This window comes from Nocardia sp. NPDC050697 (genome assembly GCF_040654395.1).
GTDB lineage: Bacteria > Actinomycetota > Actinomycetes > Mycobacteriales > Mycobacteriaceae > Nocardia.
In genome coordinates, this window is the sequence record NZ_JBFAHY010000002.1 from 221,644 (window position 1) to 245,943 (window position 24,300).

Consider the following 24,300-nt stretch of genomic DNA (forward strand, 5'->3'; position numbering starts at 1 on the left):
CCGACAATGCGCCCACCCTACGGGCAGGCGCCGACAGCTACGGAGGAGGAAGGAAAAGAAGTGGAGCCTAGGGGAATCGAACCCCTAACCCCTGCCTTGCAAAGGCAGTGCTCTGCCAATTGAGCTAAGGCCCCGAGCCGAGGACCGCGTCAGCGGGAGGTGACCTCGTGCCAAAGATCGGCTTCGTCCCGCTTGCGGAGCTTGGTGATCGCGAGGAGAACCGCTGCCACGGCACCGGCCGTGAGGAGAAGCTTCATGGTTCCCACCCTACTGTGTGCATCCGATGGGTGGGCCTAGGAGGACTTGAACCTCCGACCTCTTCGTTATCAGCGAAGCGCTCTAACCGCCTGAGCTATAGGCCCGTGTTCGACCGGATCGAACGTGTCGAGAGTACACAACACCCCGACCCGGAACCAAAACGGCTGGTAGCGCCGGTGTCGGCGCTACCAGCCGGAGTGGTCTAGTCCGGGTCGGCGAGCGTCACCTGGATGCCGCCGACGAGATCGCAGCACTGGTTGTAGATGAAGACCCCGACGGTGCCGAGCGCGGTGAAGAGCACCACGTTCACCAGCCCGATGACGCCGGCGTAGCCGAAGACCGTGCCCGCGTCGATCAGGCTGGCCGAGCCGCCCTCCTGGGAGACCATGTCGCCCAGCGTGGTGTCCAGCCGCTCCCAGACGCCCATGCCCTCCAGCACGATGTAGAGCAGGCCGACGGCCAGCATCCACACGAAGAACATGGCGACGCTGATGACCAGCGTGATCTTCAGGGTCGACCAGGGGTCGATCCGGCGGATCTGCACGGTGGCGCGCAGCGGCTCGCCCGCCTGCACCGCCGCCGCGACGGCGACCGGCGCGGAGGGCGAGACCGGCGGCTGCTGCTGGCCGGGGGTGTAGTACGGCAGCGCCTGGTCGGGCTGCTGCTGGTGCTGCTGCGGGGGCAGCGGGTGCCGGATGTCGGAGAGATCCGGCATGTCCTTGACCAGCTCCGGCCGCGAGATGCTGCGGGTGGGGCCGTCGATACCGACCGATTTGGTCATGGCCGCTTCCTTGCGGGCGGCCTTGGCGGCGAGGTCGGCGGTGGTGCGGGCGTTGGTGACGCCGCCGCCGAGCCCGCCCGACCCGGACGGGCGGCCGGTGACCGGCGCCTGCCCGGGGCGGTACAGGTTGGACTGCGGCTCGCGCTGCGGCAGGTTGGACTGCGCTTCGCGCTGCGGCAGCTGCCCCCAGCCGCCGTCCTTGAACGCCTGCTGCCCGCCGGTGCCGGGGCCGCTGTCCTGGCCCTGCGCGTTCCCGCCGAGCCGGACGGTCTCCTGGTCACCGGTCTTCGGAGCCTCGGGCGCGCGCTCCCCGTTGCCCTGCGGCCGGCCCGGCTGCCCCTGTGCGGCAGCCGGATTCGAGCTGCCCGGCTGCCGCTGCGGCAGCTGGCCGGGCGCGCCCTGCGGCCCCTTGCCCTGCGGACCCTGCCCCGGAGCCGGCGCGGACGGCGCCTGTCCCTGACCATTGCCCGGTGCATCCGTTCCGTTCTCGCCTCCCGGACGCGGGATCGGGCGCGGCGGAATGGGTGACGGTGCGATCCGCTCGGTCACGCCGTTCGTCTGATGGCGCTCGTCGTTCGGCTGATTCGGAGTGGTCAATGGGATTCCTTGGGTCCGTTCTGTGCCGCCGCTGTGAGGACTACTGCTGGGAGGAACCGGGGTCTTCGACCTGATCGGGCTCGTCGGCATTGCGTGCGATTGCAAGCAAGGTATCGCCCTCGCCGAGGTTCATCAATCGCACGCCCTTGGTCTGCCTGCCCGCCCTGCGGACCTGCCGAGCCGCCGTCCGGATGACGCCCCCGCCGGAGGTGATCGCGTAGAGCTCGTCGTCGTCGTCGACGATGAGTGCCCCGACAAGCGTCCCACGCCTGGCGTCGAACTGGATGGTCAGTACCCCCTTACCGCCGCGGCCCTGTGCGGTGTACTCCTCGATGGCGGTGCGCTTGGCGTAGCCGCCCGAGGTCGCCACCAGAAGGTAGGTGCCCGCGCGCACCACGTTCAGCGAGAGCAGCTCGTCGGAGGCGTTGAATCGCATGCCCTGCACGCCGGAGGTGGCCCGGCCCATCGGGCGCAGCGCCTCGTCGGTGGCGGAGAAGCGGATCGACTGCCCCTGCGCCGAGACCAGCAGCAGGTCCTCCTCGGCGGAGCAGAGCACCGCGCCGACCAGCTCGTCGGTATCGCGCAGGTTCACCGCGACGATGCCGCCGCTCCGGTTGGAGTCGAAATCGGCCAGCCGCGACTTCTTGACCAGGCCGTTCTTCGTGGCGAGCACCAGGTACGGCGCGTCGCCGTAGGTCGTGATCTGGATGATCTGGGCGATCTTCTCGTCCGGCTGGAAGGCGAGCAGGTTGGCCACGTGCTGGCCGCGGGCGGTGCGGTTGGCCTCCGGCAGCTCGTACGCCTTGGCCCGGTACACCCGGCCCTTGTTGGTGAAGAAGAGCAGCCAGTCGTGCGTCGAGGTCACGAAGAAGTGCTTGACGATGTCGTCCTGCTTGAGCCCGGCGCCCTGCACGCCCTTGCCCCCGCGCTTCTGGCTGCGGTAGAGGTCGGTCCTGGTCCGCTTGGCGTAGCCGGTCTCGGTGATGGTGACGACCACGTCCTCGCGGGCGATCAGGTCCTCGTCGGCCACGTCGCCGTCGGCCGAGACGATCTGGGTGCGCCGGTCGTCGCCGTACCGCTCGACGATCTCGGTGAGCTCGTCCCGGACGATCGCGCGCTGCCGCTCCGGCTTGGCGAGGATGTCCTTGTAGTCGGCGATCTCCAGCTCGATCTTGGCCAGGTCGTCGACGATCTTCTGCCGCTCCAGCGCCGAGAGCCGGCGCAGCTGCATGTCCAGGATGGCGGTGGACTGGATCTCGTCGATGTCGAGCAGCTGCATCAGCCCGGTGCGCGCGGTGTCGGTATTGGCCGACCGGCGGATCAGCGCGATCACCTCGTCCAGCGCGTCCAGCGCCTTGACCAGGCCGCGCAGGATGTGCGCCCGCTCCTCGGCCTTGCGCAGCAGGTACTTGGTGCGCCGGATGATGACCTCGAGCTGGTGGTTCACGTAGAACCGGATCATCTGGTCCAGGCGCAGCGTGCGCGGCACGCCCCCGACGATCGAGAGCATGTTGGCGCCGAAGCTGGTCTGCAGCTGGGTGTGCTTGTAGAGGTTGTTCAGCACCACCTTGGCGACGGCGTCGCGCTTGACGGTGACCACGATCCGCAGCCCGACCCGGTCCGACGACTCGTCGTGGATATCCGAGATGCCCGCGATCTTGCCGTCCTTGACCTGCTCGGCGATCGCGTTGATGAAGTTGTCGGTGTTGACCTGGTACGGCAGCTCGGTGATGACGATCGTGGTGCGGCCGCGGTTGTCCTCCTCGATCTCCACCACGCCGCGCATCCGGATCGAGCCGCGGCCCGTGGTGTAGGCGTCGTGGATGCCCTGGGTGCCGACGATCAGCCCGGCGGTCGGGAAGTCGGGGCCCTTGATCCGCTCCATGCAGGCGGCGAGGGTGGCTTCCTCGTCGGCGTCGTGGTTCTCCAGCGCCCAGTAGATGGCGGCGGCCAGCTCGGTCAGGTTGTGCGGCGGGATGTTCGTCGCCATGCCGACCGCGATGCCGTTGCTGCCGTTCATCAGCATGTTCGGCACGCGGCTCGGCAGGACCACCGGCTCCTGGGTCTTGCCGTCGTAGTTCGGCACGAAATCGACCGTCTCGTGGTCGATCTCGCGCAGCATCTCCATGGCCAGCGGCGTCAGCCTGCACTCGGTGTACCGCATGGCGGCGGCGCCGTCGTTGCCGCGCGAGCCGAAGTTGCCCTGGCCGTCCACGAGCGGGTACCGCATGGACCAGGGCTGGGCCATCCGGACCAGGGTGTCGTAGATGGCCGAGTCGCCGTGCGGGTGGTAGTTGCCCATGGTCTCGGAGACCGGGCGGGCGGACTTCACGTAGCCGCGGTCCGGGCGGTGGCCGTTGTCGTACATCGCGTAGAGGATCCGGCGGTGCACCGGCTTGAGGCCGTCGCGCACCTCGGGCAGCGCGCGGCCGACGATCACGCTCATGGCGTAATCGATGTAGCTGTTCTGCATCTCCTGCTGGATGTCGACCGGTTCGATCCGGTCGCCCGCGCCGTTCGGTGGCAGCGTGGTGTCGGTCATGCGGGAAGTCTCCTTGGTGGGCTGACGTGCGGGAACGCGGGAGCGCCGCCGCTGGGCGGCGGCGCGTCACCGGCTCACACGTCGAGGAAGCGGACGTCCTTGGCGTTGCGGGTGATGAAGCTGCGGCGGGCCTCGACGTCCTCGCCCATCAGCACGCTGAACAGCTCGTCGGCGGCGGCCGCGTCGTCCAGGGTCACCTGGCGCAGCACCCGGACGCTGGGATCCATGGTGGTCTCCCACAGCTCCTTCGGGTTCATCTCGCCGAGACCCTTGTAGCGCTGGATGCCATCGTCCTTGTTGATCTTCTTGCCCGCCGCGAGCCCGGCCTCCATCAGCCCGTCGCGCTCCCGGTCGGAGTAGGCGAACTCCGGCTCGCCGCGCTGCCACTTGAGCTTGTACAGCGGCGGCTGGGCCAGGTAGACGTGGCCGTGCTCGACCAGCGGCCGCATGAAGCGGAAGAGCAGCGTGAGCAGCAGGGTGGAGATGTGCTGGCCGTCCACGTCGGCGTCGGCCATCAGCACGATCTTGTGGTACCGCAGCTTGGCGATATCGAACTCGTCGTGGATGCCGGTGCCGAACGCGGTGATGATCGACTGCACCTCGTTGTTCTTGAGGACCCGGTCGATGCGCGCCTTCTCGACATTGATGATCTTGCCGCGGATGGGCAGGATCGCCTGGTACATCGAGTCCCGGCCGGACTTGGCCGAGCCGCCCGCGGAGTCGCCCTCCACGATGTAGATCTCGGACTTGTGCGGGTCCTTGGAGCGGCAGTCGGCCAGCTTGCCCGGCAGCCCGCCCAGGTCGGTGGCGGACTTGCGGCGCACCAGCTCGCGCGCCTTGCGCGCGGCGACCCGCGCCTGCGCCGAGGAGACCGCCTTCTGCACGATGGTCTTGGCGTCCGCGGGGTTGGCCTCGAACCAGTGCTGCAGGTGCTCGTTGCAGGTCTTCTGCACGAACGACTTGACCTCGGTGTTGCCCAGCTTGGTCTTGGTCTGCCCCTCGAACTGCGGCTCGCCGACCTTGACGCTCACGATGGCGGCGAGCCCCTCGCGGATGTCGTCGCCGGTGAGGTTGCCGTCCTTCTCCTTGAGCAGCTTCTTGTCCTTGGCGTACCGGTTCACCACCGTGGTCAGCGCCGCGCGGAAGCCCTCCTCGTGGGTGCCGCCCTCGTGCGTGTTGATGGTGTTCGCGAAGGTGTGCACCGACTCCGAGTAGCCGGAGTTCCACTGCATGGCGACCTCGAGCTCGTGCCCGGTGCCCTTGCCGGTGAAGCCGACGACGGAGTTGTGGATCGGCTGCTTGGTGCGGTTGATGTGCCGGACGAAGTCCTCCAGGCCACCGGGGTAGTGGTAGGTCCTGGTCTTGACCTTGTGCTCGGTCTCCTCGGCCGCCGCCTCCTCGGCCTGCTTCGGCGCCTCGGCGGTATCGCCCGCCTCGTCCGCGGTCACCTGCTCCGCGGTCACCCGCTGGTCGGTGAGGGTGATGGTGAGCCCCTTGTTCAGGAACGCCATCTCCTGCAGCCTGCGCGCCACCGTCTCGAAGTTGTAGACGGTGGTCTCGAAGATGTTCGGGTCCGCCCAGAAGCGGATGACGGTGCCGGTGCGGTCGGTCGGGTCGCCCTGGACCAGCTTGCCCGGCTTGGCGTCCTTGTACTCCTGGACCCAGTGGTAGCCACGGTAGTCGATCTCGGCCTGCAGCCGGGTGGAGAGCGCGTTCACCACCGAGATGCCGACGCCGTGCAGGCCGCCGGAGACGGCGTAGGACTCGCCGTCGAACTTGCCGCCGGCGTGCAGCTGGGTCATGACCACCTCGATGGTGGGGATGCCCTGCGCGTGCATGTCGGTGGGGATACCGCGGCCGTCGTCGACCACCTCGACGCCGCCGTCGGCGAGCAGCGTGACATCGACCCTGGTGGCATGGCCGGCCATCGCCTCGTCGACCGAGTTGTCGACGACCTCCCAGATGAGGTGGTGCAGACCGCGCTCACCGGTGGAGCCGATGTACATGCCAGGGCGCTTGCGGACCGCCTCCAGCCCTTCGAGCACCGTGATGGAGGAGGCACCGTAGTCCTGCTTGCCCGTTGTCGAGCCCGATGCGTTGGAGTCCTTGGCAGCCACTGGTCGGTAGCTCTCCTTACTTGCTGATCCCGGCCTCTCGCCCGGCTCGCGCACACGTGGCCCCCGACCGGTGCGGTTGGGGAGAGATCACGCCGATCCACGGGTGGCGGTGCCGATCGAGCCGAGCGCCTCGCCGCTGGTTACTCCACCATCCTACTGGTAGGGCCGACATACGCGGTACCTGCGACACCCCTGAGAGCTTCCAGGAGCGGAGAAAACGGATTTCGGCGGGACCGGTCCGCCTCCGGAGGGTTCGAAAGGCATCCTCGGGCGATCAGAGGCCAGTGCGGAGCGCTCGGCTCAGCTCACCCGCGCGGCGCCCGCCCCGGCGATGAAGCCCGCGGCCGCGGCGGCCAGCTCGGCGGGGTGCGAGAGCGGGGTCCAGTGCCCGCCCGCCAGCCGGACGGTGTGCAGGTCGCGCACCCAGTTCGGCGCCTCGGCGTGCACCACCGGCCGCACCGCGCGGTCGCCGGTCGAGATCACCAGCTGCACCGGAACCTCGACCGGGCGCGGCCGGGGCGCGCGCAGCCTGCGCCGGATATTGGCCCGGTACAACCGCATTCCGTTCACCATATCCCGCGCCAGGGTCGGGGCCGGGGTCACCAGGGCGGCGTCGATTCCGTCGAAGAAGGTCAGGAAGGCGGGCCAGCGCGGGGCGAGCAGCCGCAGCACCGGATCGGGCAGCTTCGGGATCTGGAAGGCGACGGTGTAGGCCGAGGCCACCGACTGCTGCAGCGCGCCCGCCACCCGGCTCGCGGTGCGCGGGCCGCGCAGGTAGGCGCCGAGATAGTCGAGGTTCGGGCCGGAGACGCAGGTGAAGGAGGCGATGGCGGACTCCGCGTCCGGCGCGGCCGCCACCTCCCAGCCGAGCACGCCGCCCCAGTCGTGGCCGACCAGGTGCACCCGCTCGCCCGGCGCGACGGCGGCGAGCACCGCGCGCACGTCGGCGGCGAGCTCCTCGATCCGGTACTCCGGGACTGCGGTGGGGGCCGTGCTCGCGCCCGCGCCGCGGTTGTCGAAGGCGATGACGCGGTGCTCCGCGGCCAGCTCGGCGGCGACCGGCTCCCAGAGCGCGTGGGTGTCGGGCCAGCCGTGCACCAGCAGCACGGGCGGACCGGCGGGGTTGCCGGTCTCGAAGACGGCCAGGTCGACGTCGCCGCGGCGCACGGTCCGAGCGGGTTCGGCGGGGAAGACCATCGGCAATCCTTTCGCGGGGCGCGGTCGGTTCCACGTGAAACCGGGCCGCCTCGTCGGGGATTGAATGTAACACTGAGTATCAGGTAAATGCCACGGGTCAGCCGTAGGTGTCCCGCGGCCCGCGGCCCTTGACGTGCCGATCGCCCTTGCGCCAGCTCGGCGCGGCGGGTCCGGCGATGCGCAGCGAGGTCACCACGCCCGGGCCGACCGCCGCGGTGATCTTGGCCAGGATCTGGCTCTGCAGCATGCGCAGCTGGGTGGCCCAGGCGGTGGATTCGGCCTGGATGTGCAGCACCCCCTCGCGCAGCGAGAGCGGGGTGGCGTGCGCGGCGACGTCCTCGCCGACCACCCCGGCCCAGCGGCCGAAGACCACGCCCTCGGCGACCTTGGCCGACCAGCCGCGGCTGCGCACCAGCGAGCCGGTGAGGGCGGAGAAGAGCTGCGGGTCGCGATCGTCGGGCCTGGCGCCGGACCAGCCGCTGCGCCTGCGGCCACCGCGCCGGGCGGCCCGGCGCGGCGAGGCGCGCCCCTGCCCGACCGATTTCCCCGCGGCCCGCGCGGCGGCCCGCGCCTCCTCCAGCGCACGCCGCGCGAGGTCGATTCCGCGGAGCTCCGGCTGACCGTCCGGGCCGGTCGTCGGTGCTGGTGACGGCGGTGCGGGCGGGCGGCTCGGGTCATCGGGATCGGTCATCGCGGGCCCTCCCTTCGCCGCCGCTCCGGGGAGTTATCCCCAGTTCTGTCACGTTATCCACAGGTGCCGCGGTGCCCGGCCCCGGTGCGCACCGCGCTGTGACCGAGTCTTGACCTTGTCCGTCGAACGCCTGTTCGCGATAGGTTTTTCCACTGCTCGAAAGGCTTGCGGAGCGCCTCGAGCTGCGGTTTCCCGGTCGCCGCCGCGACGGTTGTCCCACATTTCTCCACAGGTACCCGGTACCGGGCGGGAAGAACGGGGAACGGGGTCCGGGGGGCGGCGCGCCGGTCACTCTACGGCAGCACCGGCGTCCGCGGTGAGCAGGGAGACGCGGCTGTCCGGGTCGCCGGTGGTGTGCACCCGCAAAGGCGTGGCATCCAGCTCGGCGGGGACGTCCTCCGGCACCGCGGCGGTGATCAGCACCTGCTCCGCGCCGGCCGCCACCGCGGCGAGCGCGGTGCGCCTGCGCCGGTCCAGTTCGGCGAAGACGTCGTCGAGCAGCAGCACCGGCTCGGCGCCGGAGCCGCGCAGCAGCTCGAAGGCGGCGAGCCGGAGCGCGAGCGCGAACGACCAGGACTCGCCGTGGCTGGCGAAGCCCTTGGCCGGGCCGCCGCCGAGCAGCAGCTCCAGATCGTCGCGGTGCGGGCCGACCAGGCAGACCCCGCGCTCCAGCTCCCTGGTCCTGGCCGCCGCGAGCTCGCGCAGCAGCACCGCCTCCAGCTCCTCCCGGTCGGTGCCCGCCGGTGGGCGCGCCGGATCGAGCAGCTCGGGGGGCAGGTAGCCGCTGCGGTAGCCGATCGCGGCCGGGCGCGATTCCGGCGCCAGCACCCGGTACGAGGCGGCCAGGTGCGGCGCCAGGTCGTGCACCAGCCGCAGCCGGTGCTCGAGCAGTACCGAGGCGTGCGCGGCGAGGTGGCCGTCCCAGACGTCGAGCGTGCTCAGGTCGGCGCGCGACCGCACCTGCCTGCCCGCCGTCTTGAGCAGCGCCGAGCGCTGCCGCAGCACCCGGTCGTAGTCCGCGCGGACGGCGGCGAGCCGGGGCAGCCGGGCGGTGGCCAGCTCGTCCAGGAAGCGGCGGCGCTCCCCCGGGTCGCCGCGCACCAGCGCGAGATCCTCCGGGGCGAAGAGCACGGTGTGCAGGATGCCGAGGATCTCCCGCGGCCTGCGCGCGGGCGAGCGGTTGATCTGCGCGCGGTTCGCTGCGCCCTGGTTCAGCTCCAGATCGATCCGCAGCTCCCGGCCCGCGTTCACCACCGCGGCCCCGATCCGGGCGCGCTCGGCGCCGGTGCGGATCAGCGGGGCGTCGGCGGCGACCCGGTGCGAGGCGAGCGTGGAGAGGTAGCCGACCGCCTCCAGCACATTGGTCTTGCCGTTGCCGTTCGCTCCCAGCAGCACCGTGCGGCCTGGGGACAACTCGACATCGAGCTGTTCCCAGGAGCGGAAGTCGCGCAGCGAGAGCGCGCGCACGAACATCGGCTACCCCCGCCGGGACCGGGCGGGCAGTGCTCCGCTCACCCGGCTCAGCCCGGCAGCCGGACCGGCATCAGCAGGTAGGTGTACGGGCTCTCGATGGCCGCGAACGCCCCCGATTCGGCGGGCTGCGGCTCCTCCTCGGCCGCGGGCAGCAGCACGGCGGGGCGGCTCGGCGTGGTGAAGCCGAAGGTCACCCGCTCGGCGTGCAGCGCGGAGAGGCCGTCCACCAGGTAGCCGGGGTTGAACGCGATGGTCAGCGGCTCGCCGCGGAACTCGGCGTCCAGCCACTCCTCGGCGCGCCCGGCGTCGTCGCCGCCGGCGGAGAGCTGCAGCCCGTCCGCGGAGAACTCCAGCCGCACCTGGGCACCGCGCTCGGCGACCAGCGCGACGCGCTTGATCGCCTCGGTGAGCGGCGCGACCCCGAGCGTGGCGATCGAGGTGTGCTCCTTGGGGAGCAACTGGCGGAACTTGGGGAATTCGGCGTCGAGCAGCCGGGTGGTGGTCCGGCGGCCGCCGTTCACGATGCCGAGCAGCCCGTCCGCGCCCGCACCGGAGCCGAGCGAGAGCTGCACCGGCACGTCGGAGGAGCCGAGCGTCTTGGCGGCCTCGGAGAGCGTGCGCGCGGGGATCAGCACCGCCGTCTGCACGTCCGGGCGGGCCGGCTGCCACTCCAGGTGCCGCACGGCGAGCCGGAAGCGGTCGGTGGCGGCCAGGACCACCTTCTCGCCCTCGATCTCCACCCGGATGCCGGTGAGCATGGGCAGGGTGTCGTCCCGGCCCGCGGCGACGGCCACCTGGCCGACGGCGGCGCCGAACACGTCCACCCCCACCGAACCGGTCTGCTGCGGCACCTCGGGCAGCTGGGGATAATCCTCCACCGGCATGGTCGGCAGCGAGAACTTGGCGCTGCCGCAGGCGATCAGCACCCGGGTGCCGTCCAGCGAGACGTCGACCGGCTTGTTCGACAGCGACTTGGTGATATCCGCGAGCAGCCGCCCCGAGACCAGTACCCGGCCCGGCCCCGCGACCTCGGCGGCCACCCGCATCTGCGCGGAGACCTCGTAGTCGAAGCCGGAGACGGTGAGCCCGTCCTCGTCGGCGACGAGCAGCACACCGCCGAGCACCGGCACCGGCGGCCGGGAGGGCAGGCTGCGCGCCACCCAGGCCACGGAGTCGGCGAAGTCCTCGCGGGCGACCCGAAACTTCATGCCGGAAAGCTCCATCGCCCGACCCGTCCTCTCCCGTTGGCGTCCAGTTCCGTCGATCTGCGTGCGGCGAACCCGCGGCTGCGCGCTCGGCGGGGCGACCCGATCGCTGCCCACGCAGTCTGGCACACGCGACCGACATCAAACCGTACTCGCGCGGTCGAACGCCTATCGCCCGAACCCCGCCTCCGGCTCCCTGCTCCCCGTCGCGCTCCGGCCGCGAGGTCGTCGCACCGTTTTCCACACAGCCTGTTTCAAAAGAGATCTCTCTTAGAAGAGAACTGAAGCAGTAGTAGGTCCTGTGGAATCTGTGGACTCGAGGCGATTCCGCAGGTGGGACGGCGTGGTGCCATGGGGATGGACGGTGAGTGTCTCGAGGATGAACGGGGGTCGGCTGTGGATGGCCGAAAGTTGTCCACCATCCATCCTCGAGTCATCCACCGGTTGTTCCACCATGAAACCCCAGTTGTGCACACCTGTGCAGGAATCCGTGGACTACCTCGGGATTCCTCGAGGAGTCCACATGAACTCCTCGAGGAATCCACAGGGCCTTGACCGGCATCTGCCCAGCTCAGTGCCTGGGGGTGAAATCGCCTGTGGAAACTGTGGATTCCCCACCTGTGCACAGTGCTCCCGAGGCCCCGCGCCGAGCCTGTGGAGCAATCGGTGGACAACCCCGAGTTTCCTCGAGGAATCCCTGTGGATTCCTCGAGGAATCCACAGGCACAAAAAATGCACTGCCCCTGGTCAGGGGCAGTGCACAGGTGTTAGTAAAGGATCAGCGCGAGCGCTGCTTGATTCGGGCTGTGAGTTCTTGCACCTGGTCGTACACCCGGCGCCGCTCGGTCATCTCCTTGCGCACCTTCTTCTCCGCGTACATCACCGTGGTGTGGTCGCGGCCGAAGGCCTGGCCGATCTTCGGCAGCGAGAGGTCGGTGAGCTCCCGGCAGAGGTACATGGCGATCTGCCTGGCCTGCGCGAGCGGCCGCGCCTTCCCCGGCCCGGTGAGCTCCTCCATGGTGGTGTTGAAGTACTCCGCGGTGACCGCCATGATCGTCGCCGCGTTGATCTCCAGCGCGGTGGTGTCCGGCATGAGGTCGCGCAGCACCACCTCGGCCAGCGAGATCTCCAGCGGCTGGCCGTTCAGCGAAGCGAAGGCGGTGACCCGGATCAGCGCGCCCTCCAGCTCCCGGATATTGCGCTCGACCCGGCTCGCGATCAGCTCCAGCACGTCGTGCGGGACATCGAGCCGGTCCATCCGCGCCTTCTTGCGCAGGATGGCGATCCGGGTCTCCAGCTCCGGCGGCTGCACATCGGTGATCAGCCCCCACTCGAAGCGGGTGCGCAGCCGCTCCTCCAGGGTGGCCAGCTGCTTGGGCGGCCGGTCCGAGGAGACCACGATCTGCTTGTTCGCGTTGTGCAGCGTATTGAAGGTGTGGAAGAACTCCTCCTGGATGCCCTCCTTGCCCTCGATGAACTGGATGTCGTCGACGAGCAGGATGTCGGTCTCCCGGTAGCGCCGCTTGAAGGCGACCTTGCGGTCGTCACGCAGGCTGTTGATGAAGTCGTTGGTGAACTCCTCGGTGGAGACGTACTTCACCCGCATGCCGGGGAAGAGCCGCTGCGCGTAGTGCCCGGCCGCGTGCAGCAGGTGGGTCTTGCCGAGGCCGGAGGCGCCCCAGACGAAGAGCGGGTTGTAGGCGCGGGCGGGCGCCTCGGCGATCGCCACCGCCGCGGCGTGCGCGAAGCGGTTCGACGCGCCGATGACGAAGGTCTCGAAGGTGTACTTGGCGTTCAGGCTGGCCGAGGAGGGCGGCGCCGCGTTCTCCTGGCTCTTGGCGAAATACGTCGGCCAGGCATTGCGCACCGGGACCACCGGCTCGTCGTCCGGCGCGGCGGCCGGCTCCGGCTGCGGTGCGGCCGGGCCGTCCTCGTCGTCGTCCCGGCTCCAGCCGCGGCCGGGGAGGTCGGCGCCGAACAGCGTGTCCTGACCCGCCCGCGCGCCGTCCCTGCGCTCGGCTCCCGGCTCCCGGAAGGGGGTCTCGGCGCCGTCGCGGCCGCGGCGCTCGCCGTCGGGGTAGGGCCGCGGCCGCTCGCCGTCGTACCCGCGCGGCGCGTCGCTCTCGGCGAACCGGGGCGGCTCGGGGTAGCGGGGTTCGGCGTAGCGGGGGGTGTCCTCGTACCCGCCGTCCTCGTACCCGGCGTCGTCGGCGCCGGGGAACGGCCTGCGCTCGGCGGGCTCGTCCTCGGGCTGCCTGCCGAAGCCGCCGCGGTCGCCGTAGCCGGGGTAGCGGGCGGGCGCCTCCGGCTCGCCGGCGTAGCCGTAGCCGCCGCCGGGGCGGGTGCGGTAGGCGGTGTCGCCGGCGTACTCGTTCTCCTCCGGGTAGCCGGGCTCGGCGAAGCGGGCGCCGCCCTGGTAGCCGGGCTCGCCGCGGTACTCCTCGCGCGGCGCCGGCTCGGCGGGCTCGGCCGGCTCGTACCTGCCGTAACCGGTGCGGGCGTGCTCACCCTCGGGGCGCGAAGTCATCCTGGCGTGCCGCGCCCCGGTGCCCGAGCGTTCCGCGGCACCGGGCGCGGGCGCCGCGATCCGCACCCCGAGCCCCTCCACCTGCGGCCCGAGCCTGCGGCCGAGCGACCGCAGGATGGGCTCGCGCAGGTCGCGCTCGATCGCCTCCTGGGCGAGCGAGGAGGGCACCGAGAGCAGCGCGAAACCCTGCGCCACCGTCAGCGGCTTGACGAGCTTGAGCCAGGCCTGCTGAGCTCGGGAGACCGCCGCGATGGCACCGTCCGGCGAACCGGCGGTGAGCTCGGCGACCACCTCGGGCCAGACGGTGGCCAGCACATTCTGCTCGTCGTCCATGCAATTGCCTCCCCGGAATCGGTCGAGTGGAGCGGACGGCCGGAAGGCGCGGCGAGCGGGTGCGCACCCGTGATCCCGCATACATCCGCAGCCGGCTCGAAGCTGCCCGAATCCCCCATTCGGGCCACGGCGTGGCACCGTCGGCTCTACGAATATGCCACTCGGCTGGACTTTCCACACAATCTATCCACAGATGTGGAGAACCCTGGGGATGAAGGCAAAAGCCCCGGTGAGCGCCGCTGCGGGGCCTGGACCTGCACTTCTGTGGCTACCGATGAGCAACTGCGGTCCGGCGGGCGGGGCACGAGCGTCAGGGGATGTGGACGAACTCACGATAGCCGGTGGGCCGGACCCGCGGAAGGGAGGGGGTGCGCGCAACCCGGGGGGCGAGTTTGACCTGGTCGAACGGTCTCAGTACCCTCATACAGTCATCCCCCGGTGTGATGGGTGGTCCTGTGCTGACCGGAATCGGTCGTGATCGACCGACTGTGCGCCGGGACCGATCCGCGCCGCGAGGCCGGACGGATGTTCCACCGACAAGCTTCGGGCGCCGCGGGGTGCCCACCGACTCGAGGAGTGTTCAACCGTGGCCAAGGGCAAGCGGACGTTCCAGCCGAACAACCGTCGTCGGGCGCGGGTGCACGGCTTCCGCCTCCGGATGCGCACCCGTGCGGGTCGCGCCATCGTCTCGGCGCGTCGCCGCAAGGGCCGCGCCGAACTGACTGCCTGATCCCGATCGCTCTCGGACGCTCGGGTGTTGCCTGAGCCGTATCGGTTGCATCATCGTGCCGATTTCTCCCGGGCGGTGCGCCGCGGCCAGCGAATCGGGAGACGAGATCTGGTCGTGCACGCGTTCACGCACGGGTACGACCAGGGCTCCGGCACGTCCGCAGCCACCGGGAGCGAGCAGGTACCGGCTCTACCGGCCGAACCGGCGGTCCGCATCGGCGGGCCGCGCTTCGGCCTGATCGTCAGCAAGGCGGTGGGCTCCGCGGTGATTCGTCACCGCGTGGCCCGCCGCCTGCGTCATCTGTGCGCCCAGGTGCAGGCCGAGCTGCCCGCGGAGATCGACATCGTGATCCGGGCGCTCCCCGGCTCGGCGGCGGCCGGCTCGGACGACCTGCTCCGGCAACTCCGCACGGCGCTGCGCAAGCTCGGGCTCACCGAGCGGGCGGGCAGCCCGTCGTGACGCGCATCGCGCGGCTGCCCGCGAACGCGCTCATCTTCCTGATCGAGCTGTATCGGACCTACGTGTCCCCCACCCGCATGCCGATCTGCCGATTCACCCCCACCTGCAGCGAGTACGCGGTCACCGCGCTGCGCACGCGGGGGCTGGTGATCGGGCTGTTGCTGACGGTCGTGCGCTTGGTGAAATGTGCGCCCTGGCACCCTGGTGGGTGGGACCCCGTTCCGGAACGGAAACGAGGCGCGCGCCGCACCGCGGACGCGGCGGGGCCGAAGGCTTGGTAAAGGATCGCCGCCCGCGGTGATCGGCGAGACGTAACGACGGGAGTACACAGAACCGTGCTCGATTTCATCTACTATCCGGTGTCCTGGATTCTGTGGTTCTGGCACCGAGTATTCGGGTTCGTGTTCGGCGCGGACAACGGTGCCAGCTGGGCGCTGGCGGTGGTGTTCCTCGTCTTCACGCTGCGGCTGGTGCTGTACAAGCCCTTCGTGCGCCAGGTGCGGACCACCAAGCAGATGCAGGAGCTGCAGCCCCAGATCAAGGAGCTGCAGAAGAAGTACAAGAACGACCGCCAGAAGATGGCGACCGAGATGCAGAAGCTGCAGAAGGAGAACGGCTTCAACCCGCTCATGGGTTGCCTGCCGATCCTGGCCCAGGTGCCGGTCTTCCTCGGGCTGTTCCATGTGCTCCGCTCCTTCAACCGCACCGGCCACGGCATCGGCCAGCTCGGCATGAGCGCCTACGACAACGCGCACACCCCGAACTACGTCTTCAGCGCCACCGACGTGCAGTCCTTCCTGAGCGCTCGCATCTTCGGCGCGCCGATCTCCGCGTTCATCACCGCGCCCGCCTCCGAGCTGCAGGCCTTCGCCGACTGGGGCGGGGTGCCGAGCAAGCTGAGCATCGCGCTGGTCGCCATCCCGCTCATGATCATCGCCAGCATCGCGACCCACTTCAACGCGCGGGCCTCGGTCGCCAGGCAGACGCCGGAGGCCGCGGCCAACCCGCAGGCCGCGATCATGAACAAGCTCGCGCTCTGGGTCTTCCCGCTCGGCGTGCTCGTCGGCGGCCCGTTCCTGCCGATCGCCATCCTGCTCTACTGGGTCTCCAACAACATCTGGACCTACGGGCAGCAGCACCTCGTCTTCGGCCGCATGGAGCAGGAGGAGCTGGCCAAGAAGCAGGCGAAGCTGGACCAGCGGTCGCAGAACGCGCCGAAGCCCGGCGCCAAGCCGGTGGACACCAGGAAGAAGCCGCAGCAGGCCGCGGCCGACACCGAGGAGCCCGCGAGCACCAACGGCTCGGAGCCCAGTGCCAAGCCGGCCGCGAAGGCGGCCGGGAAGAGCTCCGGCCAGAAGCGTCCCGGCGGGCAGAAGCGCCCGGCCAACCGCGGCCGCGCCAATCAGAAGCGCAGGCGCTGACCGCTGTCCGTTGTCGCGGGTGACGGGGCGAGGCGAACCGTTTCCCGCGGAGAACAGATGAAGGAAAATCACATGACTGCTGAGATCGACGGAGGGGACGCCACCGTGGCGACGACGACTGTGAACGCCGATCCGGAGACCGACGAGGTCGAGACCGACGCCGAAGAGGCGCTCATCGAAGAGGGCGAGATCGCCGGCGATTACCTCGAGCAGCTGCTCGACGTACTCGATTTCGACGGTGACATCGATCTCGATGTCGAGGGCGACCGCGCCGTGGTGAGCATCGACGGCGGCAACGATCTCGCCAAGCTCGTCGGCCGTAATGGCGAGGTGCTCGACGCGCTGCAGGAGCTGACCCGGCTCGCGGTCCAGCAGGCGACCGGCGAGCGCAGCCGGCTCATGCTCGACGTCGCGGGCTGGCGGGCCAAGCGTCGCACCGAGCTGAGTGCGCTCGGCGAGGCCGCGGCGCAGCGGGTGCTCGCCAGCGGCGCCCCCGAGCCGCTCGTCCCGATGACCCCGTTCGAGCGCAAGATCGTGCACGACGCGGTGGCGTCGGTGGATGGCGTCGCGAGCGAGAGCGAGGGCGTCGAGCCGAACCGGCACGTGGTGGTCGTCCCTGCGTGACGCACTCCGCCGCGGCGGATGATTGGATAGGGCCTCTGGTCTCCGGACTGGAGGCCCTCGCCGTCTCCGGACCCCTCCTGTCTCGGAAGGATGTTTCACGTGGAACCTGACCTCGGTGCCGTCGAGCCGAGCCTCGTCGAGCCGCCGCCGGCCGCCGCGGTGATCTTCGGCGACCGGCTGCCGCTCGCGGTGCGGTACCACGCCGCGCTCGCCTCGTCCGGTGTCGAGCGCGGGCTCATCGGGCCGCGGGAGGTGCCCCGGCTGTGGGATCGGCACATTCTCAACTGCGCCGTGCTCGGCGAGCTGATCGAGGCGGGGTCGACCGTCGTCGATGTCGGGAGCGGCGCCGGGCTGCCCGGGATCCCGCTCGCCATCGCGCGGCCGGACCTCCGTATCTCGCTCGTCGAGCCGCTGCTTCGGCGGACCGTTTTCCTCAGCGAGTTCCTCGAGGAGGCGGAGTTGCCGGTGACCGTCGTCCGGGGACGGGCCGAGCAGGACGGGGTGCTGAAGGAGGTCGGCGGGGCGGACGTCGTCACCTCCCGCGCCGTCGCCCCGCTCGGCAAGCTCGCGCAGTGGTCGATGCCGCTGCTTCGGGATCACGGGCGGATGCTCGCGCTCAAGGGGAGCAGTGCGCGGGAAGAGGTCGAGCGGGATGCGCACGATCTCGCCCGTGCCGGGGCCGGGGGTGTTGCGGTGCTGGAGTGCGGGGGTGAAGTGCTGGAGGTTCCGACGTTGGTGGTGTCGGCGGAGCTGCTCCCCCGCTCCGAGCGGGCTGCGTTGCGGCGTGCGGTGAAGGGGCGGAAGGGTGGGGTGCGGGGGAAGTAGGGGTTGGGGTTTCACGTGGAACGGAGCGGTCGTGGGTTGTCGACCGCAGCGCGTCGGTCTGGTTCGTCTCGGGCCGCTGGGGACTCCCGCTGCTGAGCGCGACGAGTTGGTGAGGTCAAGGATTGTGCGGCTGAGAAGTCGCCTCGACTCGAACGTTCGATCTGCGTAGGCGTGAGGCAGGACGCGCTGCTTCTTCCGCGCCAGACATGTTTCCCGTGAAACACGGTGACTTCGAGGAAAAGCTCCAGACGCTTCAGTGGTGAGTTGGCTGCGGCACGTAGCGGCGAAGCCCGACATCGACTCCCCTCGTCGAGCAGCGGTGACTGTGGTCGCGCGAGTGTGCCTGTCGTAGAGGCAAGGAGGGGTGCCTCCCGCGACGAGGCGCACGAGACCGACGTTCGCGCCGCCGGGCCGAGACTTCAGTGCAGCCGCCCTCGATGCGTAGGGATCTTGGTATCGGGCGAGGCGATCACCAATGGTGAGGACTGATCGCCGGTAGGCAGCATGCCGCCGTGTGGCTAGTTCCGTGGCCGCGCTCATCCGGCGGCGATGTTTCACGTGAATCACCGCGACCGCGCACAGAAGGCAGGGGATGCCCAGCGCCGCCATTCGAGTGCCGCCATGGCCAGCCAGGACTCACCGCCTCGCTCCGGTATCAGGCGGACCCACGCCGCGCTGGCCGGCGTCGGGACGTGCGGCCTCCCGCAGGCGATGCGGTGGGAAGGTCGGTCACCCCGGTCAGCATCGCGGCCGCCAGCGCGCGGTTCGCGCTCCGCAGTGACCTCGCCAGCGATGGAGCAGTGAAGCACGTGTCACGCGTGATGAACGCCGTAACTGAAACTCGCGGCCGCCGAGGCGCAGGGCGCACGGATCGCGATCAGACCATGGCGAGCACGCCGGGTCAGCGGAGGTTTGAGTGTGGTCGCTCGGGATGGGACCGACGTCGCTTTGGTAGCGCGAACATTCTGCGTCGGCAACATCGAGCAGCCGGGTGCGCGTCGCGCAGGAGAGGGTGATGTGGGCGCGCCCCCGCGGCGTCTGTCCACGCCGCCCCGTGCGACGACGCCGCAACTGCTCCCGACTCGAGCGTCAGCCCGCCGCCTCGACCCAGCCCGTCAACGACCGCCGGTGCAGTGGACGGGCAGCAGCGAGTGGACCGTCGCCGCGCTCGCGCTAGGCCTGCGCCTTGTCCAGGCGGGCAACGGCCGACAGACCCGGACTCGATGAATCCCGAACCTGTCCCGCTCTCCCGGATCGCGCGCCGACATCGGCGGCGCCGCGGCGCGGCTCTACCACCGCCACACCCGGCTGCTGTCGCGCTGGAAGCTGATCCGCGAGCGGCAGAACCGGCTTCACAGATCCACGTTCTCCCCGACTCGCCAGCGGCGAGCCGCGACCGCGCACTGTTTCACGGGAAACACGACCCGACCCCACTCCCCCAACAACCACCCCGAACCAACCGGAACTACGAAAAACGCCCGCTGTTTCACGGGAAACAACGCACATTCCGCGTGTCGTCCACGCCCCGCCGCGATTCAGCTTTCGTTCCGCCCGCACTGCTGGCAAAGTAGTCACCGTCGGCGTGAGCGTAGTTGCCACGAAGGGATGTGGGTGTCACAGCGGAGGCACAGAGCTCCGCTCGGACCTTCGGATCTCGCGTATCCGATCAACGCATCTCGATCCCCCGACACGGCTGTGAACGATCCGACTCCGTGCGCGTGCGTGCCGGTGTGCGGGGTCGTGAGTTCTCGGGTTAGGAGCAGTTATGTCGAGCGGGCCGGCGAATGTTTCACGGGAAACCACGTCGAGAGTTCCGGGGATGCTGGACTCCAGCAGCTTCGATGCGGAGTCGTTCGGGAACACGCCCTTCGGGCACATCTCCGCGAGCGAGACCCCGATCGCCGTGGAAGCGCATCGGGCCAGTCAAGTGCTTCATCCAGGAGGTGTGACCGTGCCGAAGCCGCGTGAGCAGCGCATCATGACGATCGCCAACCAGAAGGGCGGCGTTGGCAAGACCACCACGGCGGTGAACCTGGCGGCCGCGCTGGCGCACCAGGGAATGACCGTGCTGGTGATCGACCTCGATCCGCAGGGCAATGCCAGCACCGCCCTCGGGATCGATCATTACTCCGGCGTGCCCTCCAGCTACGAGCTCCTCATCGGGGAGACCACGGTGCAGGAGGCGATCAAGGTCAGCCCGCACAGTGAGCGGCTGCTCTGCATCCCGGCCACCATCGATCTGGCCGGTGCGGAGATCGAGCTCGTCTCCATGGTCGCCAGGGAGGGCCGGCTGAAGGCCGCCATTCAGGAGGCCAATCTCGCGGGCTACAACATCGATTACGTCATGATCGACTGCCCGCCCTCGCTCGGGCTGCTCACCGTCAATGCGATGGTGGCGGCGAAGGAGGTGCTGATCCCGATCCAGTGCGAGTACTACGCGCTGGAGGGCGTCGGGCAGCTCATTCGCAATATCGGGCTGGTGCAGTCGCACCTCAACCCCGAGCTGCACGTCTCCACCGTCATCCTCACCATGTACGACGGCCGGACCAAGCTGGCCGACCAGGTGGCCGAGGAGGTGCGCGCGCACTTCGGCGACGTGGTGCTGCGCTCGGTGATTCCGCGCAGCGTGAAGGTCTCCGAGGCGCCCGGCTACGGCATGACGGTGCTCGATTACGATCCCGGTTCCCGGGGCGCCATGAGTTACCTCGACGCGGGCCGGGAAATCGCCGCTCGCGGCGTGGCGCAGCGCGACGACGCCGCCAGTGCCTGACCGCCTGCGACGATTGAGAACACGGGCCGGTGGCGAACAAGGAAGGGATCGGTAGGCCGATGACGCAGGCGAAGAAGGGCGGATTGGGACGCGGACTGGCCGCGTTGATTCCGACGGGCCCGGTCGGCCCACCCGGTAACGGCACCGCGCTGAGCGACCCCGCTCCGGCGCCCACTCCCCTCCCCCGTGCGGTGCCGATCGGCGCCACCGAACTCCCCAATCTCACCGGCCTGGTCGATACCGGCGGCGCGGTCTACCGCGAGATCCCGCCGGAGCAGATCGAGCCGAACCCCAAGCAGCCGCGCACGTACTTCGAAGAGGACGCGCTCGCGGAGCTGGTGCACTCCATTCGCGAGTTCGGGCTCATGCAGCCGATCGTGGTCCGCCGGGTGCAGCCGGGCGTCGACCGCTACCAGCTCGTCATGGGCGAGCGGCGGTGGCGGGCCAGCCAGGAGGCCGGGCTCACCGCCATCCCGGCCATCGTCCGGGAGACCGCCGACGACTCCATGCTGCGCGACGCGCTGCTGGAGAACATTCATCGGGTGCAGCTCAACCCGCTCGAAGAGGCGGCTGCCTACCAGCAGCTGCTGGAGGAGTTCGGGGTCACGCACGAGGAGCTGGCGAGCAAGCTCGGCCGCTCCCGTCCGGTGATCACCAATATGATCCGGCTGCTGAAGCTGCCGATCGCGGTGCAGCGCCGGGTCGCGGCGGGGGTGCTCTCCGCGGGGCACGCCCGTGCCCTGCTCGGGCTGGATGCCGGCGCCGACGCGCAGGAGGTGCTGGCCGCCCGGATCGTCGCCGAGGGGCTCTCGGTGCGGGCCACCGAGGAGGCCGTCACCCTCGCCAACCGCGACGACTCGGTGATCAAGCCCGCGCCGGTGCGGCGCAAGCCGATCCACATGCCCGGCCTGCAGACCGTGGCCGAGCGGCTCTCCGAGTCGTTCGACACCCGGGTGGTCGTGAGCATGGGTAAGCGCAAGGGCAAGATCGTGGTCGAGTTCGGCTCGGTCGAGGACCTGGAACGCATCGTCGGAATGATGGAGCAGCAGCAGCTCGGCGGGTGACCCCATATGTGGATTTTCGGCGCTGTCAGCCGATGACCGAGAGGCCAGGCTTGAAACGTCACTGTGACAGTGCCGGAAATCCGACTGCGAAAGCGGCTTCGCCCCCGAAGGGTTTCGGATTTCGACGGATCGCCTATTCTTGCGAGCGAGACCAGTGAGCGTAGACGAATCGGACAGCTGGAGGCTGAGCAGAGCGGTGTCGACCAGCGTCACAGCACTCACCCTCGGGGAGCTCGACAAGTTGCCCACCCACGCACGGCGGTGCGTCTTCTGGGAGATCGATCCCGCGGTGGCCGAGGACTCCCGGGAATTCAGCGACCCGGTCTTCGAGAAGGAGGCCTGGCTCTCCACGGTCATGCTGGAGTGGGGCTCCTGCGGCCAGATCGCCGAGGTGGACGGGCAGGGTGCCGGGTGCGCGCTCTACTCGCCGCCGAACGCGGTTCCGCGCGCCGGACTCTTCCCCACCTCGCCGGTGAGCCCGGACGCCGTCCTGCTGACCACCCTGCGGGCCGAAGCCCTCTACGCGGACCGGGACATCACCCACCAGCTGATCCAGGCCGTGGTGGCCGATCTGGTGCGCCGCGGCGTCCGCGCCCTGGAGGCCTTCGGCATCCGCTCCGCTCCCCCGGCCACCCTGCTCGGCGATCGCACCGCGGGGTCCATGCGGCTGCTGGAGCGCATCGACAGCCCCTCCCTCGGCGCCGCGCCGAGCGCCAGCGCCGCCATCGGCCCGTGCTCGCCGGAGACCTGCATGATCGAGGCAGGCATCCTGGAGGACGCCGGCTTCGAGGTGGTGGCGCCGCACCACCGCTTCCCCCGGCTGCGGCTGGAGATCGACTCCGACCACGGCTGGAAGGAGGATGTCGAGCGCGCGCTGGACCAGCTGCTCGCGGCCGCCTCGATGACCCCGCCCGCCCGCGTCGGCGCCCCCTGCTGAACCCCGGAGACGACAGTGGCCCCGCCCGGAATCGGACGGGGCCACTGCTGCCCTGAGGCTACATCCGGTCGGCCGCGGCCAGCTCCTCGGCGAGCAGCTCGGCGAAGGTGTAGGTGCCGGTGGGCTGATCGTCCTGGCCGAGCAGGTACAGCCGCTTGACCGAGACCAGGATGGCCTCGGCGATCACGTCGCGCATGCGGGGCGTGGTGAGCACGGAGGCGTCGTATTCGTTGGTCAGGTAGCCGATATCCACCTGGACCGTCGGCATCTTGGTGAGCCGGAGCAGGTCCCAGGTGCGCGGGTGCGTGCGGCAGTCCTGCAGCGAGGTCCGCGCCACCACCTCGCGCTGGATGTAGCCGGCCAGCACCTGGCCGATCATCGAGACCGAGCCGTGCGAATTGCCGAAGTAGAAGCCGGCCACGCCGTTCGCCGACGGGCTCGGGTTGGTGGCACAGCGCAGCGAGATCATGAGGTCGGCGTCGAAGGCATTGGAGGTCTCGGCGCGCTCGGCATCGCTGGGGTTGGCGTTCCAGGGGCGGGAGAGGAAGGTCTCCATGCCGGTGGCGGCCATCCGGCCCTCCAGCCTGCTGGCCAGATCCCAGAGCACCTCGGACTCGTAGACGTCGCCGTACTCGGTCGGCACCGGATGCCCGCGATCGGGGCCACCGAGGCCCGGGTCGATCACGATGCGCTTGCCGGTGAGCTGCGGCCCGGCCCGGTGCACGACCTCCTCCTCGGCGATCCGGTGCGGATTGCCGCCGGTCACGCGGGCGCCGAGCAGCTCCAGCGAGCGGAGGGTGTCGGGGCCGCAGATGCCGTCGGCGGCGAGCCCGATCTCGCGCTGGAAGGCGGTGAGCCCCTCGTGCGTGTGCGGGCCGAAGTAGCCGTCCACCCGGTGCACGTAGAAGCCGAGATCCTGCAGCCGGCGCTGCAGCGTGGCCACATCGTCGCCGTACAGCGGGGCGGAGAGCTGGTAGATGAGGGTGCGGGCGCCGAGCCGGTAGGAGGCTTCCTTGAGCGCCCGGTAGGTCGCCGGGCCGACGATGCCGTCCACCAGTAGCCCGCGGTGCTGCTGGAAGGCGCGCACCGCGGAGTCGAGCGGGTGGTCGAAGGCGGCCTCGACGTCTTTCCAGTACTCCGGCGGGTCGTTCTGATCCGCGCCCGCATGAGAGTTCAGGAAACCCAGACTCGCCAGGGTGCTCCGGACTTCCGCGACCGCCGGACCGCCGTCGCCGTGACGAAGTCGGTGCATGCGTGAGGGCCCTTTCCTTCCGTTGAACCCGGGTACCCACTCGTGCGACGGGATGAACCCGCGCCCGAGGCGAACGTCGGTCGATTGTCTCAGACCTCGGCCATAACCCCGCAATCGCGGGTCCCAGGCATCCTACGGCGAGTCGGCGCTTCCCGGCGTCAGATGACGCCGTCGAGTTCGCGCAGCAGCGCGGCCTTGCCCTTGGCCCCGACGATGCTCTTCACCGGCTTGCCGCCGGAGAACAGCATCATGGTCGGCAGCGAGAGCACCCCGTATTCGCGCATGGTCTCGGGGTTGGCGTCCGCGTCCAGCTTGGCGATGGTGAGCTTGTCGGCGTGCGAGCCCGCGATCTCCTCCAGGACGGGGGCGACCATCTTGCACGGGCCGCACCAGTCGGCCCAGAAGTCGACGAGTACGGGCTTCTCGCTGAGCAGGACATCGTCGGCGAACGAGGCGTCGGTGACGGTCACCGTCTTCTTGTCGGACACGGGGTATCT

General features: G+C 69.9%; 20 protein-coding genes and 2 tRNA genes. 9 read left to right on the top strand and 13 right to left on the bottom strand.

The annotated features are described in order from the left end of the window. Window positions 1-61 precede the first annotated feature (61 nt). The 11 genes from AB0H71_RS08595 to dnaA all read right to left on the bottom strand — a co-directional run bounded on the left by AB0H71_RS08595 (window position 62) and on the right by dnaA (window position 13,721). Window positions 62-134, bottom strand: a tRNA-Ala gene (locus tag AB0H71_RS08595). A 15-nt stretch (window positions 135-149) separates the two neighbouring features. Further along, entirely contained in the window at window positions 150-257 is a 108-nt protein-coding gene (locus tag AB0H71_RS08600) for a DLW-39 family protein (RefSeq protein ID WP_357016744.1), read from the bottom strand. Window positions 258-288: 31 nt separating this feature from the next. Further along, window positions 289-362, bottom strand: a tRNA-Ile gene (locus tag AB0H71_RS08605). 98 nt (window positions 363-460) lie between these two features. Continuing rightward, window positions 461-1,636, bottom strand: coding sequence for a DUF3566 domain-containing protein (locus tag AB0H71_RS08610; RefSeq protein ID WP_357016747.1), 1,176 nt, complete (start codon window positions 1,634-1,636; stop codon window positions 461-463). Window positions 1,637-1,676: 40 nt separating this feature from the next. Beyond that, window positions 1,677-4,178, bottom strand: coding sequence for a DNA gyrase subunit A (gene gyrA / locus AB0H71_RS08615; RefSeq protein ID WP_357016750.1), 2,502 nt, complete (start codon window positions 4,176-4,178; stop codon window positions 1,677-1,679). Between the two features lie 74 nt (window positions 4,179-4,252). Further along, window positions 4,253-6,295 carry a DNA topoisomerase (ATP-hydrolyzing) subunit B gene (gyrB, locus tag AB0H71_RS08620; RefSeq protein ID WP_357016753.1) on the bottom strand — a complete coding sequence of 681 codons (2,043 nt, stop codon included), beginning with the start codon at window positions 6,293-6,295 and terminating at the stop codon, window positions 4,253-4,255. Between the two features lie 300 nt (window positions 6,296-6,595). Further along, window positions 6,596-7,492, bottom strand: coding sequence for an alpha/beta fold hydrolase (locus AB0H71_RS08625; RefSeq protein ID WP_357016756.1), 897 nt, complete (start codon window positions 7,490-7,492; stop codon window positions 6,596-6,598). A gap of 97 nt (window positions 7,493-7,589) precedes the next feature. Next, entirely contained in the window at window positions 7,590-8,183 is a 594-nt protein-coding gene (locus tag AB0H71_RS08630; RefSeq protein WP_357016759.1) for a DUF721 family protein, read from the bottom strand. A 288-nt stretch (window positions 8,184-8,471) separates the two neighbouring features. Further along, window positions 8,472-9,656, bottom strand: a complete 1,185-nt coding sequence (gene recF, locus AB0H71_RS08635) for a DNA replication/repair protein RecF (RefSeq protein ID WP_357016762.1) — start codon at window positions 9,654-9,656, stop codon at window positions 8,472-8,474. A 47-nt stretch (window positions 9,657-9,703) separates the two neighbouring features. After that, complete coding sequence (gene dnaN, locus AB0H71_RS08640) at window positions 9,704-10,879, bottom strand: DNA polymerase III subunit beta (RefSeq protein ID WP_357016765.1); 1,176 nt, start codon at window positions 10,877-10,879, stop codon at window positions 9,704-9,706. A gap of 760 nt (window positions 10,880-11,639) precedes the next feature. Continuing rightward, window positions 11,640-13,721 carry a chromosomal replication initiator protein DnaA gene (gene dnaA / locus AB0H71_RS08645; RefSeq protein WP_357016768.1) on the bottom strand — a complete coding sequence of 694 codons (2,082 nt, stop codon included), beginning with the start codon at window positions 13,719-13,721 and terminating at the stop codon, window positions 11,640-11,642. Between the two features lie 586 nt (window positions 13,722-14,307). Here dnaA and rpmH point away from each other — a divergent pair. From rpmH to AB0H71_RS08690, 9 genes are all read left to right on the top strand, one after another. Further along, window positions 14,308-14,451 (top strand): 50S ribosomal protein L34, encoded by a 144-nt coding sequence (rpmH, locus tag AB0H71_RS08650; protein WP_005516618.1) that lies wholly within the window; start codon window positions 14,308-14,310, stop codon window positions 14,449-14,451. Between the two features lie 24 nt (window positions 14,452-14,475). Next, on the top strand, window positions 14,476-14,910 hold the full coding sequence (rnpA, locus tag AB0H71_RS08655) for a ribonuclease P protein component (RefSeq protein WP_357016773.1): 435 nt from the start codon (window positions 14,476-14,478) through the stop codon (window positions 14,908-14,910). Continuing rightward, the gene (gene yidD, locus AB0H71_RS08660) at window positions 14,907-15,191 is read left to right on the top strand and encodes a membrane protein insertion efficiency factor YidD (protein ID WP_067648758.1); all 285 of its coding nucleotides are present in this window, start codon (window positions 14,907-14,909) and stop codon (window positions 15,189-15,191) included. Before rnpA ends, yidD begins: the two co-directional genes overlap by 4 nt. Window positions 15,192-15,245: 54 nt before the next feature. Beyond that, a complete protein-coding gene (gene yidC / locus AB0H71_RS08665) occupies window positions 15,246-16,331 on the top strand; it encodes a membrane protein insertase YidC (RefSeq protein WP_357016776.1) in 1,086 nt (361 codons plus the stop codon). Window positions 16,332-16,403: 72 nt separating this feature from the next. Next, window positions 16,404-16,955 (top strand): protein jag, encoded by a 552-nt coding sequence (locus AB0H71_RS08670; RefSeq protein ID WP_357016779.1) that lies wholly within the window; start codon window positions 16,404-16,406, stop codon window positions 16,953-16,955. A gap of 90 nt (window positions 16,956-17,045) precedes the next feature. Continuing rightward, window positions 17,046-17,780, top strand: coding sequence for a 16S rRNA (guanine(527)-N(7))-methyltransferase RsmG (gene rsmG / locus AB0H71_RS08675; RefSeq protein WP_357016782.1), 735 nt, complete (start codon window positions 17,046-17,048; stop codon window positions 17,778-17,780). A gap of 1,765 nt (window positions 17,781-19,545) precedes the next feature. After that, entirely contained in the window at window positions 19,546-20,550 is a 1,005-nt protein-coding gene (locus AB0H71_RS08680; RefSeq protein WP_357016785.1) for an AAA family ATPase, read from the top strand. A gap of 59 nt (window positions 20,551-20,609) precedes the next feature. Beyond that, on the top strand, window positions 20,610-21,614 hold the full coding sequence (locus tag AB0H71_RS08685) for a ParB/RepB/Spo0J family partition protein (protein WP_357016787.1): 1,005 nt from the start codon (window positions 20,610-20,612) through the stop codon (window positions 21,612-21,614). A 196-nt stretch (window positions 21,615-21,810) separates the two neighbouring features. Further along, on the top strand, window positions 21,811-22,551 hold the full coding sequence (locus AB0H71_RS08690; protein ID WP_357016790.1) for a GNAT family N-acetyltransferase: 741 nt from the start codon (window positions 21,811-21,813) through the stop codon (window positions 22,549-22,551). A gap of 58 nt (window positions 22,552-22,609) precedes the next feature. Here AB0H71_RS08690 and AB0H71_RS08695 read toward each other — a convergent pair whose 3' ends face one another. Both AB0H71_RS08695 and trxA read right to left on the bottom strand, forming a co-directional pair. Then, window positions 22,610-23,803 (bottom strand): N-acetylmuramoyl-L-alanine amidase, encoded by a 1,194-nt coding sequence (locus tag AB0H71_RS08695; RefSeq protein ID WP_357016792.1) that lies wholly within the window; start codon window positions 23,801-23,803, stop codon window positions 22,610-22,612. A 158-nt stretch (window positions 23,804-23,961) separates the two neighbouring features. Then, window positions 23,962-24,291, bottom strand: coding sequence for a thioredoxin (gene trxA, locus AB0H71_RS08700; protein ID WP_357016794.1), 330 nt, complete (start codon window positions 24,289-24,291; stop codon window positions 23,962-23,964). Window positions 24,292-24,300 lie beyond the last annotated feature (9 nt).

Bases quoted from the DNA above. Each gene is read 5' to 3' on its own strand.
- recF (WP_357016762.1), bottom strand. From the start codon at position 9,656: ATGTTCGTGCGCGCGCTCTCGCTGCGCGACTTCCGCTCCTGGGAACAG.
- AB0H71_RS08685 (WP_357016787.1), top strand. From the start codon at position 20,610: ATGACGCAGGCGAAGAAGGGCGGATTGGGACGCGGACTGGCCGCGTTG.
- AB0H71_RS08600 (WP_357016744.1), bottom strand. From the start codon at position 257: ATGAAGCTTCTCCTCACGGCCGGTGCCGTGGCAGCGGTTCTCCTCGCG.
- AB0H71_RS08625 (WP_357016756.1), bottom strand. From the start codon at position 7,492: ATGGTCTTCCCCGCCGAACCCGCTCGGACCGTGCGCCGCGGCGACGTC.
- rsmG (WP_357016782.1), top strand. From the start codon at position 17,046: ATGTTTCACGTGGAACCTGACCTCGGTGCCGTCGAGCCGAGCCTCGTC.
- AB0H71_RS08670 (WP_357016779.1), top strand. From the start codon at position 16,404: ATGACTGCTGAGATCGACGGAGGGGACGCCACCGTGGCGACGACGACT.
- dnaA (WP_357016768.1), bottom strand. From the start codon at position 13,721: ATGGACGACGAGCAGAATGTGCTGGCCACCGTCTGGCCCGAGGTGGTC.
- AB0H71_RS08695 (WP_357016792.1), bottom strand. From the start codon at position 23,803: ATGCACCGACTTCGTCACGGCGACGGCGGTCCGGCGGTCGCGGAAGTC.
- AB0H71_RS08630 (WP_357016759.1), bottom strand. From the start codon at position 8,183: ATGACCGATCCCGATGACCCGAGCCGCCCGCCCGCACCGCCGTCACCA.
- dnaN (WP_357016765.1), bottom strand. From the start codon at position 10,879: ATGGAGCTTTCCGGCATGAAGTTTCGGGTCGCCCGCGAGGACTTCGCC.
- AB0H71_RS08680 (WP_357016785.1), top strand. From the start codon at position 19,546: ATGTCGAGCGGGCCGGCGAATGTTTCACGGGAAACCACGTCGAGAGTT.
- gyrA (WP_357016750.1), bottom strand. From the start codon at position 4,178: ATGACCGACACCACGCTGCCACCGAACGGCGCGGGCGACCGGATCGAA.